The sequence below is a fragment of the Corallococcus carmarthensis genome, assembly GCF_003611695.1.
In the GTDB taxonomy this organism is placed as follows: Bacteria; Myxococcota; Myxococcia; order Myxococcales; family Myxococcaceae; genus Corallococcus; species Corallococcus carmarthensis.
The window spans coordinates 1-17,077 of the sequence record NZ_RAWE01000217.1 but is presented as its reverse complement, the minus strand read 5'-3'; the positions used below and the strand labels follow the sequence as shown (position 1 = coordinate 17,077).

At 67.2% G+C, this 17,077-nt stretch carries 18 protein-coding genes; 8 read left to right on the top strand and 10 right to left on the bottom strand.

All coding sequences use genetic code 11. The annotated features are described in order from the left end of the window. On the top strand, positions 1–1,864 hold a 1,864-nt coding region (thrA, locus tag D7X32_RS36370), incomplete at its 5' end, for a bifunctional aspartate kinase/homoserine dehydrogenase I (protein ID WP_120607128.1). A gap of 48 nt (positions 1,865–1,912) precedes the next feature. Here thrA and D7X32_RS36365 read toward each other — a convergent pair. After that, a complete protein-coding gene (locus D7X32_RS36365) occupies positions 1,913–3,688 on the bottom strand; it encodes an alkaline phosphatase D family protein (RefSeq protein WP_158625821.1) in 1,776 nt (591 codons plus the stop codon). A 137-nt stretch (positions 3,689–3,825) separates the two neighbouring features. Here D7X32_RS36365 and sitA6 (D7X32_RS36360) point away from each other — a divergent pair, with 137 nt between their 5' ends. Both sitA6 (D7X32_RS36360) and sitI6 (D7X32_RS36355) read left to right on the top strand, forming a co-directional pair. Then, on the top strand, positions 3,826–4,476 hold the full coding sequence (gene sitA6 / locus D7X32_RS36360; RefSeq protein ID WP_120607125.1) for a SitA6 family polymorphic toxin lipoprotein: 651 nt from the start codon (positions 3,826–3,828) through the stop codon (positions 4,474–4,476). Positions 4,477–4,500: 24 nt separating this feature from the next. After that, entirely contained in the window at positions 4,501–5,229 is a 729-nt protein-coding gene (sitI6, locus tag D7X32_RS36355; protein ID WP_120607124.1) for a SitI6 family double-CXXCG motif immunity protein, read from the top strand. Positions 5,230–5,233: 4 nt separating this feature from the next. On the opposite strand, the gene D7X32_RS36350 is transcribed toward sitI6 (D7X32_RS36355), so the two are convergent. Continuing rightward, positions 5,234–5,782 carry a hypothetical protein gene (locus D7X32_RS36350; protein ID WP_147450402.1) on the bottom strand — a complete coding sequence of 183 codons (549 nt, stop codon included), beginning with the start codon at positions 5,780–5,782 and terminating at the stop codon, positions 5,234–5,236. A gap of 163 nt (positions 5,783–5,945) precedes the next feature. Between D7X32_RS36350 and sitA6 (D7X32_RS36345) the strand changes: the two genes are divergently transcribed. Both sitA6 (D7X32_RS36345) and sitI6 (D7X32_RS36340) read left to right on the top strand, forming a co-directional pair. Then, entirely contained in the window at positions 5,946–6,596 is a 651-nt protein-coding gene (gene sitA6, locus D7X32_RS36345; RefSeq protein WP_120607122.1) for a SitA6 family polymorphic toxin lipoprotein, read from the top strand. 28 nt (positions 6,597–6,624) lie between these two features. Then, on the top strand, positions 6,625–7,353 hold the full coding sequence (gene sitI6, locus D7X32_RS36340) for a SitI6 family double-CXXCG motif immunity protein (protein WP_120607121.1): 729 nt from the start codon (positions 6,625–6,627) through the stop codon (positions 7,351–7,353). 8 nt (positions 7,354–7,361) lie between these two features. Here the strand turns inward: sitI6 (D7X32_RS36340) and D7X32_RS36335 are convergent, their stop codons facing one another. Continuing rightward, the gene (locus D7X32_RS36335; RefSeq protein ID WP_244239377.1) at positions 7,362–7,958 is read right to left on the bottom strand and encodes a plasmid pRiA4b ORF-3 family protein; all 597 of its coding nucleotides are present in this window, start codon (positions 7,956–7,958) and stop codon (positions 7,362–7,364) included. A 102-nt stretch (positions 7,959–8,060) separates the two neighbouring features. Between D7X32_RS36335 and sitA6 (D7X32_RS36330) the strand changes: the two genes are divergently transcribed. Continuing rightward, entirely contained in the window at positions 8,061–8,711 is a 651-nt protein-coding gene (sitA6, locus tag D7X32_RS36330) for a SitA6 family polymorphic toxin lipoprotein (protein ID WP_120607119.1), read from the top strand. A 29-nt stretch (positions 8,712–8,740) separates the two neighbouring features. After that, entirely contained in the window at positions 8,741–9,466 is a 726-nt protein-coding gene (gene sitI6, locus D7X32_RS36325) for a SitI6 family double-CXXCG motif immunity protein (RefSeq protein WP_120607118.1), read from the top strand. Between the two features lie 3 nt (positions 9,467–9,469). Here sitI6 (D7X32_RS36325) and D7X32_RS36320 read toward each other — a convergent pair whose 3' ends face one another. The 5 genes from D7X32_RS36320 to D7X32_RS36300 form a co-directional block, all read right to left on the bottom strand. Further along, positions 9,470–11,263, bottom strand: coding sequence for an alkaline phosphatase D family protein (locus D7X32_RS36320; protein WP_120607117.1), 1,794 nt, complete (start codon positions 11,261–11,263; stop codon positions 9,470–9,472). 33 nt (positions 11,264–11,296) lie between these two features. Then, entirely contained in the window at positions 11,297–11,719 is a 423-nt protein-coding gene (locus D7X32_RS36315; RefSeq protein ID WP_120607116.1) for a VOC family protein, read from the bottom strand. 15 nt (positions 11,720–11,734) lie between these two features. Next, positions 11,735–12,643: an AraC family transcriptional regulator gene (locus D7X32_RS36310; protein ID WP_120607127.1), complete on the bottom strand. Its 909-nt coding sequence runs from the start codon at positions 12,641–12,643 to the stop codon at positions 11,735–11,737. A 12-nt stretch (positions 12,644–12,655) separates the two neighbouring features. Then, complete coding sequence (locus D7X32_RS36305) at positions 12,656–13,675, bottom strand: alpha/beta fold hydrolase (protein WP_120607115.1); 1,020 nt, start codon at positions 13,673–13,675, stop codon at positions 12,656–12,658. 68 nt (positions 13,676–13,743) lie between these two features. After that, the gene (locus tag D7X32_RS36300; protein ID WP_120607114.1) at positions 13,744–14,181 is read right to left on the bottom strand and encodes an SRPBCC domain-containing protein; all 438 of its coding nucleotides are present in this window, start codon (positions 14,179–14,181) and stop codon (positions 13,744–13,746) included. 56 nt (positions 14,182–14,237) lie between these two features. Between D7X32_RS36300 and D7X32_RS36295 the strand changes: the two genes are divergently transcribed. Continuing rightward, positions 14,238–14,567: a metalloregulator ArsR/SmtB family transcription factor gene (locus D7X32_RS36295; RefSeq protein ID WP_120607113.1), complete on the top strand. Its 330-nt coding sequence runs from the start codon at positions 14,238–14,240 to the stop codon at positions 14,565–14,567. 6 nt (positions 14,568–14,573) lie between these two features. On the opposite strand, the gene D7X32_RS36290 is transcribed toward D7X32_RS36295, so the two are convergent. Further along, positions 14,574–15,848, bottom strand: a complete 1,275-nt coding sequence (locus D7X32_RS36290) for an MFS transporter (protein ID WP_120607112.1) — start codon at positions 15,846–15,848, stop codon at positions 14,574–14,576. 213 nt (positions 15,849–16,061) lie between these two features. Continuing rightward, positions 16,062–17,077 (bottom strand): CapA family protein (locus tag D7X32_RS36285; RefSeq protein WP_147450401.1); only part of this gene is annotated, 1,016 nt, incomplete at its 5' end.

Sequence of the window (17,077 nt, the reverse complement as noted above, 5' to 3'; positions counted from 1 at the left end):
GACGATGTCGCTGGGGCGGGGTGGGTCGGACTACTCGGCGGCGTTGGCGGCGGCGGCGCTGGATGCGCGGCTGTTGGAGATCTGGACGGACGTGGACGGCATCTTCAGCGCGGACCCCAGGCTGGTGCCGGAGGCGTTCGCGCTGGAAGAGGTGAGCTTCGAGGAGGCGATGGAGCTGGCCTACTTCGGAGCGAAGGTGCTGCATCCGAAGACGATTGCTCCCGCGCGGGAGCGGGGCATCCCGGTGCGGGTGTGCAACAGCTTCCGGCCGGAGCATCCGGGCACGCGGGTGACGGCCACGGCGCCGGCTTCGCGGCATCCGGTGCGGGGGTTGTCGTTCCTGCCGGACATCGCGCTCATCAACATCGCGGGCGCGGGGTTGAAGGGCGTGCCGGGCACGGCCGCGCGCGTCTTCGAGGCGATGTCGCTGGCGTCCATCTCCGTGGTGTTGATCACGCAGGGCTCCAGCGAGTCCTCCATCAGCTTCTGCGTGAGCGAGGCGGAGGCCCGGCGGGCGGTGCTGGCACTGGAGGACGAGTTCGAGGCGGAGCGCGAGGCGGGGAAGGTGGACCCCATCGAGCACCAGCCGGGGCTCGCGGTGTTGAGCATCGTGGGCGACGGGATGCGGCACCGGGTGGGCGTGGCGGGGACGTTCTTCAGCGCGCTGGCGGACGTGGATTGCAGCATCGCGGCCATCGCGCAGGGGTCCAGCGAGCGGAGCATCTCCGCGGTGATTTCACGCGAGGACGGGCCGCGCGCGATGGCGCACGTGCACCGCAAGGCCTTTGGCACCACGGAGGTGGTGGAGCTGCTGGTGGCGGGCGTGGGCACGGTGGGCGGGGAGCTGCTGCGGCAGATCCACCAGCAGGCGCCGAAGCTGCGGGCGCATGGGTTGGATTTGCGGGTGTGTGCCATTGCCAATAGCAGACACAGCCTGGTGGCGCCGGAGGGGGTGGCGCTGGACGGCTGGAAGGCGCGGCTGGAGGCGAGCGAGGCTGGCTTCACGCTGGACACATACCGGGCGTGGGCGAAGGCGCGCAGGCCAGGCCGGCCCATCTTCGTGGACTGCACGAGCAGCGAGGACGTGGCGCTGGGCTATCCCGCGCTGATGGCGTCCGGGCTGCACGTGGTGACGGCGAACAAGAAGGCCAATGCGGGGCGGCAGGAGCACTGGAAGGCGCTGCGGGAGACGGCGGTGCGGCACCAGCGGAAGTTCCTCTACGAGACGAACGTGGGGGCGGGGCTGCCGGTCATCGACACGTTGAAGAACATGCTGCGCACGGGCGACACGGTGCACCGGGTGGAGGGCATCCTGTCGGGTTCGCTGTCGTTCATCCTGGGGCTGACGGAGGCGGGGGTGCCGCTGTCGAAGGCGGTGGGCACGGCGATGGAGAAGGGCTTCACGGAGCCGGATCCGCGCGACGACCTGGAGGGCACGGACGTGGCGCGCAAGGTGCTCATCCTCGCGCGAGAGCTGGGGCGCACGCTGGAGCTGGAGGAGGTCGCGCTGGCGTCGCTGTTGCCGGAGGAGTTCGACGCGAAGGGGCCGCTGCCGGAGTTCCTGGCGCGGCTGCCGCAGGCGGATGAGATCTTCCAGCGCCGGGTGGACGCGCACCGGAAGGAAGGCAAGGTGCTGCGCTACGTGGGCAGCGTAGGGCCGGAAGGCGTGCGCGTGGGATTGGTGCCGGTGCCGCTGGAGCATCCGCTGGCGGCGGTGAAGGGCGGAGAGAACGCGCTCAGCTTCCTGTCGGAGCGGTACAGCCCCACGCCGCTGGTGATTCGAGGATACGGCGCGGGCGCGGCGGTGACGGCGGCGGGGGTGTTGGCGGATGTGTTGCGATTGGTGGAGGGGCCGTTGCCCTGAGGAAGCGCGGGATGGGCAGTTCCTCCACCAGGAACTGCCCGTCCGCTTTCAGTGACCCTCCTTGGGAGGAAGAGGCCGCGGCGGCGTGACCACCACCTCCATCGGCAGGACGCTCTCCTCGGCCACCCAGCGGGCCCAGAGCTTCGGCTGCTTGAGCTGCGACGGTTCCACCCGGAGCGCCAACCAATTGCGCTCCCGCAGGTAGAGGTCGGAGCCCACCGGCAGCAGCTCCGACTGCAGGAAGCCCGGCAGATCTTCGATGCTGTCCTTGGACACCGTCAGCATGCCCAGGAACTCCAGTGGACCGGGCGCGTTGTGACCAATCGCCGAGGACGTCACCTGCTCGATGATGGCCTCGCCTGTCACGGCCTGGGCTTCCGTCAGGTGTTCGGGATTGCGGGAACGCAGGCGTCCTCGCGCCGCCACGTGCACGTCGCCCGACAGCACGGTCACGGCGGCATTCACGTGCTTCGCGAGCGAGAACAGGTCCATGATCAACCGGGTGCGCTCTCCCCGGTGCACCAGCGACTCCCATTGATCCAGCATGTCGTCCCGCATGCTGCTGACACCGCCCGCCAGCCGCTCCAGCGTCGAGCTGAAGCGCAGGTGGACCACGGGGACCGACGACACCACCAGGATGTGATGGGCTCTTGGCACCGGGTCCTTGGCCTTCTGGAGGAAGCGGGCCTCCTTCCAGTCTTCGAAGGCCTTCCACTGGGACTCGCTCATGACCGTGTGTTCGACCTTGCCCTTGTCCGGGGACTGGCTCGTGCGCCCGCTGCGCAGATCCAGCATGACCACGTCCAGGTCGCAGTCCTTGCTGGTGAGGGAGAGGGTCTGGAAGTAGTGGCGCGGGTGCTTAGAGTCCCAGGGCTGGATGTCGGGTTCACGTAAAGTCTGGGGTTGGGCCAGTCTTCCCAACTGGAAGGCTTCGAAGGCCCGCGCCGCCGCGCTGTAGATCTGTTTGAACCAGGGGGTCCCCTGCAAGTCTTCATGGGACCCCCAGCCGTCGAAGATGTCGTGATCGTCCCAGGTGAACAGGCCGGGGACGCGCGCCAGCATGGGCGCGATGCCCTCCGTTCCGTTCCAGCGCTCCCGGTAGAGCCCCACGTACTCCGCCATCACGCGATCCGCGAAGCCTTGCGGCACGGGTTGTTTGAGCGTGTTTGACTGCTTCCGGAGCTGCTTCAGCTCCGTCATGGTGCTCCAGAGGGAGTCCGCGTAGAGCTGGTCTCCTCCGCCGATGAGCAATTGGAAGCCCGGGGTCTTCTTGAAGTGGCCTGACGCACGCCGATGCTCCTCGAGCATCTCCTCCCAGAGCGCGAAGAACTTCGGAATCCGCTTCCACTTCTTGCCGTCCTCGGCGCCGTTGCACGAGAAGAAGGCGATGTTGGGTGGCGTTCCGACGGAGGGAACCACCACGTGGTCAATCACCAGGGGTTGCGCTGGAAACTGGTAGGACCGTTCCTTGCCGTCCGGTGTGGAGGGCGGAGTGAAGGAATACGCGCCCGGCTGGCCTGGAACCTCGAAGTGATACTTCAGGGATTGGGCTTGGGGCTGGCGAGACAGGACGACCTCCCAGCGCCAAACCACGCCCGCGGAACGTTCGGGCAGCCAGCTGAAATCCGCCGCGGGGCGAGCCTCCTGGGAGGAGAACACCTCCTCCCCCTGCGCATCCGTGAAGCACAGCTTCAGGGGGAGAGGTTGGTTCGGGTCGGTGCCTCCCAGGAACACGTTCAGCAAGAAGCTCCAGGTGTTCTGGGACTTCGAATCATCAGCCAGCTGATCCTTCGCGTATAGGATTGGCCCCAGCAGCAGCTCCATGACTTCCCCCCGGTTGGGTGCAGCGGTCATCCAGCGCGGGAAAGCGTGGCATGGATTCCCAACTGAAATCCATGGGTTCACCGGGAATTGACACGGCAAGGCTTCTGTCCGGAAGGAGGATGCTAGTCTTTTCCCTCATGAAGAAAGGCCTGACGTTCTGCGCACTGGTGCTGTGGATGGCGGCGTGCGCATCCAGCACGCCACTCCAGCAGCGGTGGGACGAAGCCGAAGCGGAGTGCGCTGACGCCAGCCGGGATGCTTGTGTGACCCTGGTCTGTGGGGACACGGCCTGCGGCTTCTACCGGTGCGAGGACGTGCCCGGGGAGGTCATGCTGGCGCGTGGGTTGCCGCCCAGGCCTCCTCCCGCGGCGGTGGCTCCCGCGCCTGGAAGCGGACCCCGGCGCAACTGGGGCGGTGCCATGGGCCTGCCGGGTGATGCGGAACCGGTGATGGTGTTCCCCTGGTATGGAAACCCCAGGCCCGTGCCTCCGCAGCGGCAGCTGCCGGCGGGGAAGTTCGAGAAGCACCACATCTTCCCGCAGGCGCGGGACCTTGCCGATTGGTTCAAGGAACAGGGTGTCGACATCCACCAGTACACCATTCCGATTCCCCGCCACATCCACCAGCGAATCCACGCTAACGGACCCAAGGGAGGGGAGTGGAACAAGGCCTGGCGTGAGTACAAGGAAGTGAATCCGAACGCCTCGCCTCAGGAGATCTTCAGGCACGCAGGAGAACTCATCTACCGCTTTCAACTCCTGGGCGGTCCCATCCAGCAGTACCATTGATCTCCCCGCGAGAACCCACAGCACATGACCCATTTCTACTGGATGCGCGACGACACGGTGGCTACCGCGCTCTATAGCGGCGACTTCGACGCATCACATAAGTGGGGGCTACCGGGTCTCAAGAATTGCCCGGGGTGTGGCACCACATGGTCAGGAGCAGGGCACGAATATCCGGCCGTGGATCTTTCGCTCATCCCCGAGCATCCGGAATTCGAAGAGCCCCGACCCGAGCCCCTTCACGAGTTCCTGCGTCTTCAAGGACTGGTGCGGCCGCTGGCCCCTCCGCATGCCGAACTCCCTCCCGGAACGAACTTCGGTCCACTCGTAGGCCACGCTTCGGGTCAGTTCGGTCCCTTCACGTGGCTGGGTAACTCCCTGATGATCATCCGCCGCGATGCGCTCGACGGGCTTCAAGCCGTGGGCATCCGTGGACTCCTGGGCTGCAAGACGGAGCTGGGGTTCCGGCAGAAGACGCCTCCAGACATCCTTGAGCTCCAGATCGAACCGCGCGGCCTGCTCCACCGCGACTGCCTTCCGCCCGACCTTGCGCCGCCCTGTCCCACCTGCGGACGGCAGGGCTTCCGCCGGCCGGAGGACCCCATCCTCGACGGTGCTTCACTGCCCACGGACACGGACCTGTTCCGCGTGGGCAACTTCAGCACCATGATCATCGGCACGGACCGCTTCAAGGACGCGGTGGAGCAGGGCGGATGGACGGGCATCCAGTTCCGCGAACTGCCCGTGCGCTCCTGACGTCCTACGCTGTCTTTCGTGAAGACAGTCGTTGGGGAAATTGTTCCTCGACACCGGGCAGGAACAGGGCCTGGCCAGCGCGGGCGGCTTCGATGGCCCTGCGGAATTCGAGGTCGCCGTAACGGTCGAGCACCGAGGGATCAAAGAACTGGATGCCATCCCCCATGCCTTCGTTCTCGATGTCTGGCATCAGGGGATCCCAGCTTCCTCGCGGCGCGTAGATGAGCGAGCGCACGCCTTCGTCCGCGTAGACGCGGGCGGTGTTCGCGAGGAAGACTGCCCGTGCCCGGAGCTCACCCTTGGCGCTGAGGACAGCGTTGCGGTCTCCGTACTGGCCGAAGAGACAGTCCTCCACGACGACGGAGCCCTCCACGAAGATCCGCGCTCCGTTGGCGAATGAGAAGGTCCGGGCCTGGAGGTCTCCCCGGATGATGACAAGCCCTGGCTGGTAGTCGTCCGTCCACAGACGAAGGTGGTCCGTCGTCCTGAGTGAGCCATTGATCTGGATGACGTAGGGACCGTCCCCCGTGTCGATGCTTCCTGAGACATCCACGCTTGTGTCGCTGTTCCAGAAGGAGCAGGGATTGAGGCCCTCGAAGGTGCGGAGTTCCGGATCCCACTGGGGATGGCGAAGGGCGGCGAGGGTCGTGGCATTGCACAGGTCTTCAAGTCTGACGTTGGTCACAGGGCACCGGATATGAGTAGGTTTTCCCCTCATGGGGAAGATGCTGCCAGTTCTGGTCCTGGCGCTGTGGATGGCGGCGTGCGCGTCCAGCACGCCGCTCCAGCAGCGCTGGGACGAAGCCGAAGCAGAGTGCGCTGACGCCAGCCAGGACGCCTGTGTGACCCTGGTGTGTGGGGGCACGGCGTGCGGCTTCTACCGGTGCGAGGACGTGCCCGGGGAGGTGGTGCTCGCTCGGGGACTGCCACCCCAGCCACCTCCCGCGGCGGTGGCGCCCGCGCCGGGAAGCGGGCCCCGGCGCAACTGGGGCGGCGCCATGGGCCTGCCGGGTGATGCGGAACCGGTGATGGTGTTCCCCTGGCACGGGACCCCCAAGCCCGTGCCTCCTCAGCGGCAGTTGCCAGCGGGGAAGTTCGAGAAGCACCACATCTTCCCGCAGGAACAGCGCCTGGCTGAGTGGTTCAAGGAAAGAGGCGTCGACATCCACCAGTACACGATCCCCATCCCCGTGCATGTCCACCGGCGCATCCACAGCAACGGCCCCAAGGGAGGTATGTGGAACGAGGCCTGGCGCGAGTTCAGGGATCAGAATCGGACGGCTTCACCCCAAGAGATCTTCCGGCATGCGGGAGAACTCATCTACCGCTTCCAACTTCTGGGAGGCCCTATCGAGAGGTACAACTGACCGACTTCGAGCAACTTTCCGGGAGCCCATGACACGCTTTTTCAGGATGCGCGCCGACAAGGCGGCCAGGAACTCGTACACCGGCGATTTCGATGGGGCGCCCAAATGGAGGCTGCCCGGCATCAAGGACTGCCCTGGATGCGGGGTCACGTGGTCCACCTGGGGGGACCATTACCCCGCGGTCGATCTGTCGGACCTTCCCGAACGAGGCGAGTTCGAAGAACCCCGGCCCGAACCCTTCCACGAATTCGCACGTCTCCAGGAGCTGGTACGCCCCCTGGCGCCCCCGGGTTCTGAGCTTGCTCCTGGGACGACCTTCGGCCCACTGGTAGGCCGTGCATCGGGTCAGTTCGCGCCCTTCTCAGGGCTCGAAAGCTGCTGGATCCTCGTGCGCCGTGACGCCTTCGACAGCCTCCAGGCCGCCGGTATCCGTGGACTCCTCGGTTGCAAGACGGAGCTGCGGTTCCGTCAGAAGACACCCCCGGAGATCCTCGAACTCCAAATCGAACTGCGCGGCCGGATGCACCCCGACTGCCTTCCCCCCGACCTGGCGCCGCCCTGTGCCACCTGCGGACGCGTAGGCCTTCGCCTCCCGGAGGACCTCATCCTCGACAAGGCCTCACTGCCCACGGACACGGACCTCTTCCGCCTGGGTGACTACGGGACCGTCCTCATCGGCACGGACCGCTTCAAGGCCGCGGTGGAGCAGGGCGGATGGACGGGCATCTCCTTCCGCGAACTGCCCGTGCGTTCCTGAGGCCCCTGTCACTTGATGGCGCGGACCGCCTTGTCCGTGGCCTTCAAGTCGAACGCTTCCGGATCGAAGGAACCGCCGACCCACTCGAGCAGTTCTTCGTGCTCCTCGTGCTCCGGGTCTTGAAGTGCCTCAAGCAGGTCTTCATAGCCAGGGGTACCACCACAGTCGTCCGGCGGAGCAGCACGTGCTCCAGCGGCGCAGGATGGATAGCGCTTGCGGGATTCAGGGGGCTGCACCTTCTTGACACGAACACGGTGCACCCAATCGTCACCGAAGTCGTAGATGTAGCCAAAGACGCTGCGAGCACGCGGGCCGATGTCCGCGACGGTGTATTTGCTTTCATCCAAGAGCGGTGAGCCTCCCAAGCTGAAGTCCTCGGCATCCCCCTTGGCCAGATGTCCGTACTGTTGTCGTGAGATGTCTTCGAAGACGTGCATGTGGCTGTTGGTCCAGCCGAAGGCTGCTTGCAGAATGGCGTGCACCTTCGAGAGTGGCGTGTCGCTTCGGACATGAAGCTCTCGCCAGATGGCTGGGGCGATCTCCATCAGCTCGACATGCAGCACGTGAATCGATGGTTTGACTGCCGTCTTCTTTCGGGTGGTCATGACTGGAGGCCTCGTAACCTTCCCCGCCATGAAGAGAAATCGTCCCAATGATGGATGGAATGGAGTGCGTTGAAAACGACACGGTCCATTAGGCTTCCCGTCATGAGGAGAAGCCTGACGTTCTGTGCGCTGGTGCTGTGGATGGCGGCGTGCGCGTCCAGCACGCCGCTCCAGCAGCGGTGGGACGAAGCCGAAGCGGAGTGCGCTGACTCCAGCCGGGACACCTGTGTAACCCTGGTCTGTGGGGACACGGCCTGCGGCTTCTACCGGTGCGAGGACGTGCCCGGGGAGGTGGTGCTGGCGCGCGGGTTGCCGCCCCGACCGCCTCCCGTGGCGGTGGCGCCCGCGCCGGGAAGTGGGCCCCGGCGCAACTGGGGCGGCGGCATGGGCCTGCCGGGTGATGCGGAACCGGTGATGGTGTTCCCCTGGCACGGGAACCCCAAGCCCGTGCCTCCGCAGCGGCAGCTGCCGGCGGGGAAGTTCGAGAAGCACCACATCTTCCCGCAGGCGCAGGACCTTGCTGCGTGGTTCAAAATCAAGGGGATCGATATCCACCAGTACACGATCCCCATCCCCGTGCACGTCCACCGTCGCATCCATAGCGACGGTCCCAAGGGAGGCATGTGGAACAAGGCTTGGCGAGAGTTCAGAGATAAGAACGGGGACGCTCCCCAAGAGGAGATCTTCAAGCATGCTGGGGAATTGATCTATCGCTTCCAACTTCTGGGTGGTCCCATCCAGCAGTACAACTGAGCCTCTATCCATCTGAGGCCTGACGGTCCATGCCCCCCCTCTTCTGGCTCCGCGACGACGAAGCATCCACCTCCCGTTACAGCGCAGACTTCGATGCCGCGCACAAATGGATCTTGCCCGGCATCAAGGATTGCCCAGGCTGCGGTGTGACGTGGGGTGGATGGGGAAATCAGTACCCCGCCGTGGACCTCTCGCTCATTTCCGAGCACCGGGAGTTCGAAGAGGCACGAGCCGAACCTTTTCACGAGTTCGTCCGTCTCCGTGAATTGGTGCGCCCGCTGGTGCCACCGAACGCGGCGCTTCCTCCTGGGACAAGCTTCGGTCCACTCACCGGCACCGCCTCCGGCCAGTTCGGGCCGTTCACCTGGCAGGGGACCTCGCTGATGATCATCCGCAGCGATGCACTTGAAGCCCTCCAGGCCGTGGGTGTGCGTGGACTGCTGGGCTGCAAGACGGAGCTGCGGTTCCGGCAGAAGATGCCGCCGGACATCCTCGAACTCCAGATCGAACCGCGCGGCCTGCTGCACCGGGACTGCCTGCCGCCCGACCTGGAGCCGCCCTGTTCCACCTGCGGACGGCAGGGCTTCCGCCGGCCGGAGGACCCCATTCTCGACGGCGCCTCACTGCCCACGGACAGGGACCTGTTCCGCTTGGACAACTTCAGCACCATGATCATCGGCACGGACCGCTTCAAGGACGCCGTGGAGCAGGGTGGGTGGACGGGCATCTCCTTCCGCGAGCTCCCGGTCCGCTGACCTTCAACCCACGGTGGGGAAGGGCGGTGGCTCCACCACCACCTCCATCGGCAGGTGCTCCTTCTCCGCGATCCACTTCACCCACAACTTCGGCCGCGCAACCGTGTCGTGGTGCTTCGGCCGCTCCAGCCGGATGGACAGCCAGTTGCGGTCCCGCAGATACAGCTCCTTGCCCACGGGCAACAGCTCCGTCTGCAGGAACCCCGGCAGGTCCTCGCGCGAATCCTCCGACAACGCCAGCATCCCCTTGAACGTGAGCCACCCCGGCGGTGGATGCACGATGGGTGATGACGTCGCCTGCTCGATGAACACCTCCCCCACCGAGCCCAGCGCGGGGACCAGGTGGTCCGGATTGCGCGAACGCACTCGCGCCCTCGCTCCCACGTGCACGTCCCCGGACAACACCGTCACCGCGCAGTAGGACTTCTTCGCCAGCGAGAACAGGTTCATCAACAACCGCGTGCGCTCGCCGCGGTGCACCGCCGACTCCCATTGGTCCAACAGGTCGTCGCGCAGGTCGACACCTCCCCCGCTCATCCGCTCCATCGCCGGACCGAAGCGCAGATGCACCAGCGGCACCGACGACACCACCAACACGTGCCGCGCCTTCTTGCCGTTCTCCGGCCGCTGGCGGTGCTCGTCACGCCACGCGTCGAACGCGTTCCACTGCGACCGGCTCATCACCGAGAACTCGGTCAGGGGATGCGCATCCTCTGTATCCATCACCCGGCTGGTCCGCCCACTCCTCAAATCCAACAACACCACGTCCAGGTCGCAGTCCGCCGTGGAGAAACAGAACGTCTGGAAGTAGTGCTGCACGGGCTGCGTCACGCCCCGGTCGTCCGGCTCGCGCGCCGTCGTTGGCTGCTCCAACACGCCCCGCTGGAAGGTCTCGAACGCCCGCGCCGCCGCGCTGTAGATGGCTCGATACCAGGGAGCCTTCTGAAGCTCTTCGTGCGAACCCCACCCGTCGAAGATGTCGTGGTCGTCCCACATGAAGAGGCCCGGCACCCGCCGCAACAACGGCGCGATGCCCTGGCTCCCGCCCCACCGCTCCCGGTAGAGCCAGACATATTCCGCGAACAGTTTTTCACTCAGCCCGTCGGGCACCGGCAGCGTCAGCCGCTCCGAACGGGGCAGCTTCATGAACGCGTTCAACACATCCATCGTGTTGTGCAACGAGTCCGCGTAGAGCTGATCCCCACCTCCAAGCAGCAGCTGGAATCCCGGCGTCTTCGCGGGGTCCGTCGGGTCCTTCTGGTGGTGTTGCAGCATCCGCTCCCAGAGCGCGAAGGGCTGCGCCAGGTTGCTCCAATCACTCGCACGGCTGGCGCCGTTGCAGGAGAAGAACGCGATGTTCGGCGACACATCCCGCGCGGGGACGACCACATCGGACACCACCAGCGGCTCCGGCGGGATGACCCTCGAGGACCACGGCCGGTCATCCCGCGGCGACGGGCGCTCGAAGGTCACCGGCGCGCCGGGCTTGTCTGGCGATTCGAAGTGATACATCAGCCGCTGCGCCACGTCCGTACGCGGCAGCACGACCTCCCACCGCCACACCACGCCCCGGGTGTCCTTGGGCAGGGCGGTGAGGTCCGCGGCGGCCTTCACCTCGTCGAAGACGGCAATCCGTTTGCCCTTCGCGTCCTTGAAACACAGCCTCAACGCCGGAGGCTTCTTCGCCGACGTGCTGTCGAGGAACACGTTGACGAAGAAGCTCCACACGTCGTGGGACTTCGGGTCCGGCGTGGCCTGCGCCCTGGCGTACAGGATGGGTCCCAGCAAGAGCTTCATGGGGAAAGCCTTGCATGGACGCCCCCTCCTGTCTCACCCCTTTGGCGGAGGCACGGCGAGCGGCTGGTACGTGCCGAAGCTCCAGACGTTCCCCTCCGGGTCCAGCGCGCTGAAGTCCCGCGAGCCGTAGTCCGTGTCGTGCAGCTCCATCGCGATGCTCGCGCCCGCCGCCTTCGCCCGCGCGTGCAGCGCGTCCGGGTCCGTCACCACCACGTAGATGCCCTGGTTCTTCAGCGGCACCTGCTTCGACGCGGCCATCTTCAACCGGCCACCCTCCGCGCCGCCGAACATCACGAGCCCATGGCCCAGCGTGAGCTCCACGTGGGCAATGGCACCGTCAGGCTTGCGGTAGACGACCCGCTCCTCGCAGCCGAACGCCTGCTTCAGGAAACGCAGGGCGGCCTCGGGGTCCGCGTAGTGGATGAAGGGATAGATGCTGGGCAGGGGCATGGACATGGCGATGTCTTCCTTTCACCGCGCATCCTGCCCATCCCCCTCCGGCGCTTCTTGTACGGATTTCACCTGCGCGGCGGATTCGAAGCCCCCCGCGTCGGGCAGCGAGCGGCGCAGCAGGGCGGACGGCGGCCCCCCGGTGAACTGGCGGAAGTCCCGGTTCAGGTGCGCCTGGTCGAAATACCCCAGCTCCAGCGCGAACTCCGCCCAGCGCACCGGCCCTCCGGCCTTGATGCGCTCCACCGCCCGGTCGAAGCGCAGCAGGCGCGCCAGCCGTCGCGGGGGCAGGCCCACCTGTTCATGGAACTGGTGGATGAGGTGCTTGTGGCTGTGCCCCAGCTCGCGCGCCAGCGTGGCGATGTCCACCTGGCCTCCCGTCCGCTGGATGCGCTCCACCGCCCACCGCACCCCGGCCTCCACCGCCGGACCGCGCTCCACGCGCTGGAGCAGGAACGCGTCCGCTCGAGCGAAGCGCGTCTCCCAATCCGGCGCCTCCGCGAGCTGCTCCACCAGCCGCCGCGCCTCGCCGCCCCACAGGTCCTCCAGGCCCGTCACCCGGTGGGACAGCTCGTGCATGGGCACGCCGAAGACGCTCCGCGCGCCCAGGGGCGTGAGGTTCACCTGGAGCCCGTGGGACACGCCGCCGTGCTCGGTGGTGCTCCAGCGCTCGTCCAGGCCCGCGACGAAGCCGGAGCGGTGCCGCGTCACCCGGCCCGCGTCGTCCAGGTGCTTCAGCAGCGGTCCGAACTCCAGGATGAGCACCACCTGCACGCCGGGCAGTTCCTGCCGGCGCATCGGCTGGGGCATGGCCTCGCGGTAGCCGCAGTAGTCCCGGACGAGCGGCGCCAGTGCCGGGGGCGGCGTGGCCAGTGCCATCTCCCAACCGCCCCGCTCCGACGCGTGGCGCACCACGCGGATGCGATGCATGCCGCGCAAAGGCTACTTCGAAACCTTGCGCAGGAAGTCCAGCAGGGCCGAGTGCCACTTCTCCGGCGACTCGAAGTGGGGGATGTGGCCCACGTTCGCGATCTCCACCAGCGTGGCGCCCGGGATGGCGGCGGCGGTCTTCTTCCCCAGCGCGGGGTACTGCCCCAGCTTCGGCAGCAGCGCGGGCGGCACGCTGCCCTTGCCCACCACCGTGCGGTCCTCCTGACCAATCACCACCAGCGTGGGCACCTTCACCTGCGGGAACTCATGCACCACGGGCTGCTCGTAGATCATCGTCTGCGTGGCGGCGGAGACCCAGGCCAGGCGCGGGTACTCGCCGCTGAGCGTCTGGCGGTAGAGGACCTGGACGTATTCGTCGTACTCGGGCTTCCACTTCACGTAGTAGCCGCGCTGGTACTTGCGCAGCCCCTCCTCCGTGGCCTTGAGGTTGTCCTGGTAGAGGTCCTCGGTGGACTTCCAGGGGACGCTCTCGCGGTAGTCCTCCAGGCCGATGGGGTTCTCCAGCACCAGCTGCGTCGTCACCTCCGGGTACATCAGCGCGAAGCGCGTCGCGAGCATGCCGCCCATGCTGTGGCCCACGATGGCGGCCTGCTTCACGCCTACTGCCTCCAGCACCTGCCGCGTCAGCGATGCCAGCGTGTGGAAGCTGTACGCGATGGCCGGCTTGGACGACTTGCCGAAGCCAATCTGGTCCGGCACCACGACGCGGTAGCCCGCGCCGGTGAGGACGCGAATCGTGTCCTTCCAGTACGCGCCGAAGAAGTTCTTGCCGTGCAGCAGCACCACGGTGCGCCCGTTGGCGTTGGCCGTGGGCTTCACGTCCATGTACGCCATGCGCAGGTCCTGGCCCTCCAGCGTGACGGGCAGGAACTGCACGGGGGCGGGGTAGGGGTAGCCCTCCATGCCCAGGCCCAGCGCCTCCGGGGCGCGTTTCGCTTCCTGCGCGTTCGCGGCCGGAGCGGACAAGAGCAGGGCGGAGAGCAGCAGGGCGGGGACGCGGACGGAGGACATGGGGTCTCCTGGGTACGGGGCGCGGGGGAACGGCAGTCTGGCCGGGACATTCCCCCGCGTCGCGGATTTCAGAGCGCCCCGCCCTCCCGGAGGTTGATGCCGAACTCCAGGTAGCCCTTGAGACAGGCCATCATGTGCATCCAGCCGCCCGCGTTGTCGTAGGACGCCTTGATGCCCTTCTCATCCGGCTTCCATCCGGACTCGCTGATCTTCACCATCGTGTTGCTTGCGTCCAACGGCACGAAGTTCATCTCCACGCGCGTGTTGTAGCTGTCGTCCGCGGGCCACTCGAAGACGATGCGCTCGTTCGTGACCACCTCGCGCGTGATGACGTCGAACTCCCCCGGTGCCTCCGCGAAGCTCCACTTCACCGTCGTGCCTGGCGCCAGCGGACCGCTGCTCGTCTTCACGAAGTAGCCGCTCAGCTTCGCGGGGTTCACCACCGCCTCGAACACCTGCGCCACCGGCTTGCGGATCTTCAACTGCACCTGGAACTTCGGCTCCATGGGCACCCCCTGCCGTGAACTGGTCCAGTCCGCGAAATATGTTATATAAATATAACATGTCAAGGAGTGACCGGGACGACCTCATCTTCAAGGCGCTGGCGGACTCGCGCCGGCGGGCCATCCTGGACCTGTTGAAGGACGCGCCCCGGACCACCGGGGAGCTGTGTGAGCACTTCGAGGCGACGCTGGACCGCTGCACCGTGATGCAGCACCTGAAGGTGCTGGAGAAGGCGGAGCTGGTCCTGTCGCGCAAGGAGGGGCGGACGCGGTGGAACCACCTCAACGCGGCGCCCATCCAGGACATCCACGCGCGGTGGATCTCCTCGTACGCCACCCACGCGGTGAAGCTCTTGTCGAAGCTGAAGCGGGACCTGGAAGGGGACTGACGCGCGTCAGTGCGCGCTGTCGGAGAACGGCTGCACTTCCACCTGGGCCAGGGGCTCGTTCTCGAAGCGCGCGGGCTTGAGCAGGCGCGTGGTGAGCACCAGCGCGAGGAAGATGGCGCTGGCGCCGATGGTCACGAAGCGCAGGTGCATGCGGTCCGCCAGCGCGCCCTGGAACCAGACGCCCAGCGAATAGCCCGCGCCCAGCACCATGCTGTAGAGGCTGCCCATGCGCGCCTGGAGTTCACGCGGCACGCGGCCCTGGCAGGACGCGCTCAGGCTGCTCATCAGCACCAGGTAGTTGGCCCCGAGGAAGAAGATGCACACCGCGGCCACCTGGAGCGTGGGCGCCAGCCAGTACACGCCGGACAGCACCGCGATGGTCGTCGCCGCGTAGCCGCGCAGCTTCCGCTGCCCGAAGAGCTCCGCGAGCGTGCCCACGCCCAGCGCCGCCGTCACCGCGCCCGCGCCCTGGCACGTCACCAGCAGCGACGTGGCCGCCGCGCCCTGGCCCAGCTCGCGGATGGCGAACACCGGCACCAGGCCGATGAAGGGCGCCACCAGCGCGGCCACGAAGAAGGTGCCCAGCAGCACCAGCGAGATGTCCTCGTCGTCGCGCGCCACGGTGATGCCGCGCCGGATGCCGTCCCAGAGCGGCTCGCGCTTCGCCGCCGGGTCCCGCGCCGGAGGAACCACGCGCCACAGCGCCACCAGCACCGCGAAGAAGGACAGCGTGTTCGCGAGCAGCGCCCACGCGGGCCCACCCGCCTGCAACACCACCGCGGCCAGCGTGGGGCCCAGGATGCGGCCCAGGTTGAACTGCGCCGAGTTGAGGCTGGTGGACAGGTGCAGGTCTTCCGGCGGCACCAGCTCCGCCAAGAGCGCGGAGAAGGCCGGATACGTGAGCGTGCTCACGCACCCACTGAGGAACGAGATGACGCCGATGACGGGCACCGACAGCTGTCCCCGGAACGCCAGCACCGTCAGCACGCCCGCGAGCACCGCCTGCAGCAGCGCGCCCAGCCCCGCGTACGCGCGCCGGTCGAAGCGGTCCGCCAGCGCGCCACCCACCGGCGCCAGCACCACCGCGGGCAGGAATGACAGCGCGACGATGGCGCCCGTCCACTCCGCGCGGCCCGTGGTCTGCGTGACGTACACGCCCATCGCCACCGTCTCCATCCAGGTGCCGATGTTGGAGATGAGCGCGCCCAGCCACACCGCGAAGTAGCCGGGGGAGTCGAACGGGCGCAGCGAAGTCAGTCGTGGGAGTCGATGGGCAGGCACGTCGGAGTCTGTCTTAGCGCACGCCGCGCGCGCGTGCCTTGCACGGCGCGGCACCCTTGGAGGCGCAATGAAGCGCACGCCAGCCCAGGCAGCAGCCCGGCTTCAACGAAGCGCGCATTCCCTGACGGTGGTGCGCGATGCGTGACATGCAAAACACCCACGGAGGTGCTCCTTCCGTGGGTGCGGGTGCGGCGTTGTCGTGAAGGCGCGGCGCTACGGCGTGGTGCTGGAGGCCGTGACGGGCGACTTGCGCGGAGAGAGGCGGCCGTCGTCGGCGATGCGGGCGCCCGTGTCGGGGAAGTCCTCGGTGGTGAGCTTGCGCACCAGCGAGACGACGTTGGCCTCCGGGTCCGGCTGGGTGATGCCTTCACCGACCTGCTTCGTGGGGAGGATGCGGCCGTTGGAGAAGCGGCCGTGGCCGTCCAGCTCTACCTCGAGGATCATGCCCAGGCCCTGCGGACCCTTGAGGTTGAAGCGGCCGTAGGTGGCGAAGTTGCCCATGGAGTAGGCGATGAGCCGGCCCTGGTAGAACTCCATGGCGCGCGCGACGTGCGGACCATGGCCGAGCACCAGGTGCGCGCCCGCGTCCACCACCGCGTGGGTGAAGGCGCGCAGGTCGCCTCGGTCCTCGCCGAAGAACATCTCCTTGCCGGCCGGGACGTGCAGGGCCTTGCCGCCCTCCGCGCCGCCGTGGAAGGAGACGATGACGATGTCGTGCGTGGCGGCGGTCTGCTTCACCAGCGCCGTGGCGGTGGGCAGGTTGTTGAGGTGGTTGCAGCCCGCGGACGTGTGGAAGGCCACGAGGCCGATCTTCAGCCCGTTGCGCTCCACGGTGGCCACGCTGCCCGGCGGACCGCTCCAGGCGATGTTCAGCGCGTCCAGCGTGGACTCGGTGGCGCGGCGGCACTCCTCGCCGAAGTCGCCGGAGTGGTTGTTCGCGGTGGAGACCACGTCCACGCCGGCCTGCTTCAGGTAATCACCGAAGGACGTGGGGGAACGGAACGCATAGCAGTTCGCGGGCGAGCGGCACTTGGTGGTGCGGCCGGTGTCGCAGAGCGGCCCTTCGAGGTTCACGAAGGTGAGGTCCGCGTCCTCCAGCAGGGGGCGCACGCTGGCGATGACGCTGCCGCCGCCCTCGGGGGGCAGGTAGCCCTCCGGCACGGTGGTGCCGAGCATCAGGTCACCGGTGGCGCGGATGCGCAGCTTCGCGCCCGGGGGCGGGGGAGGGC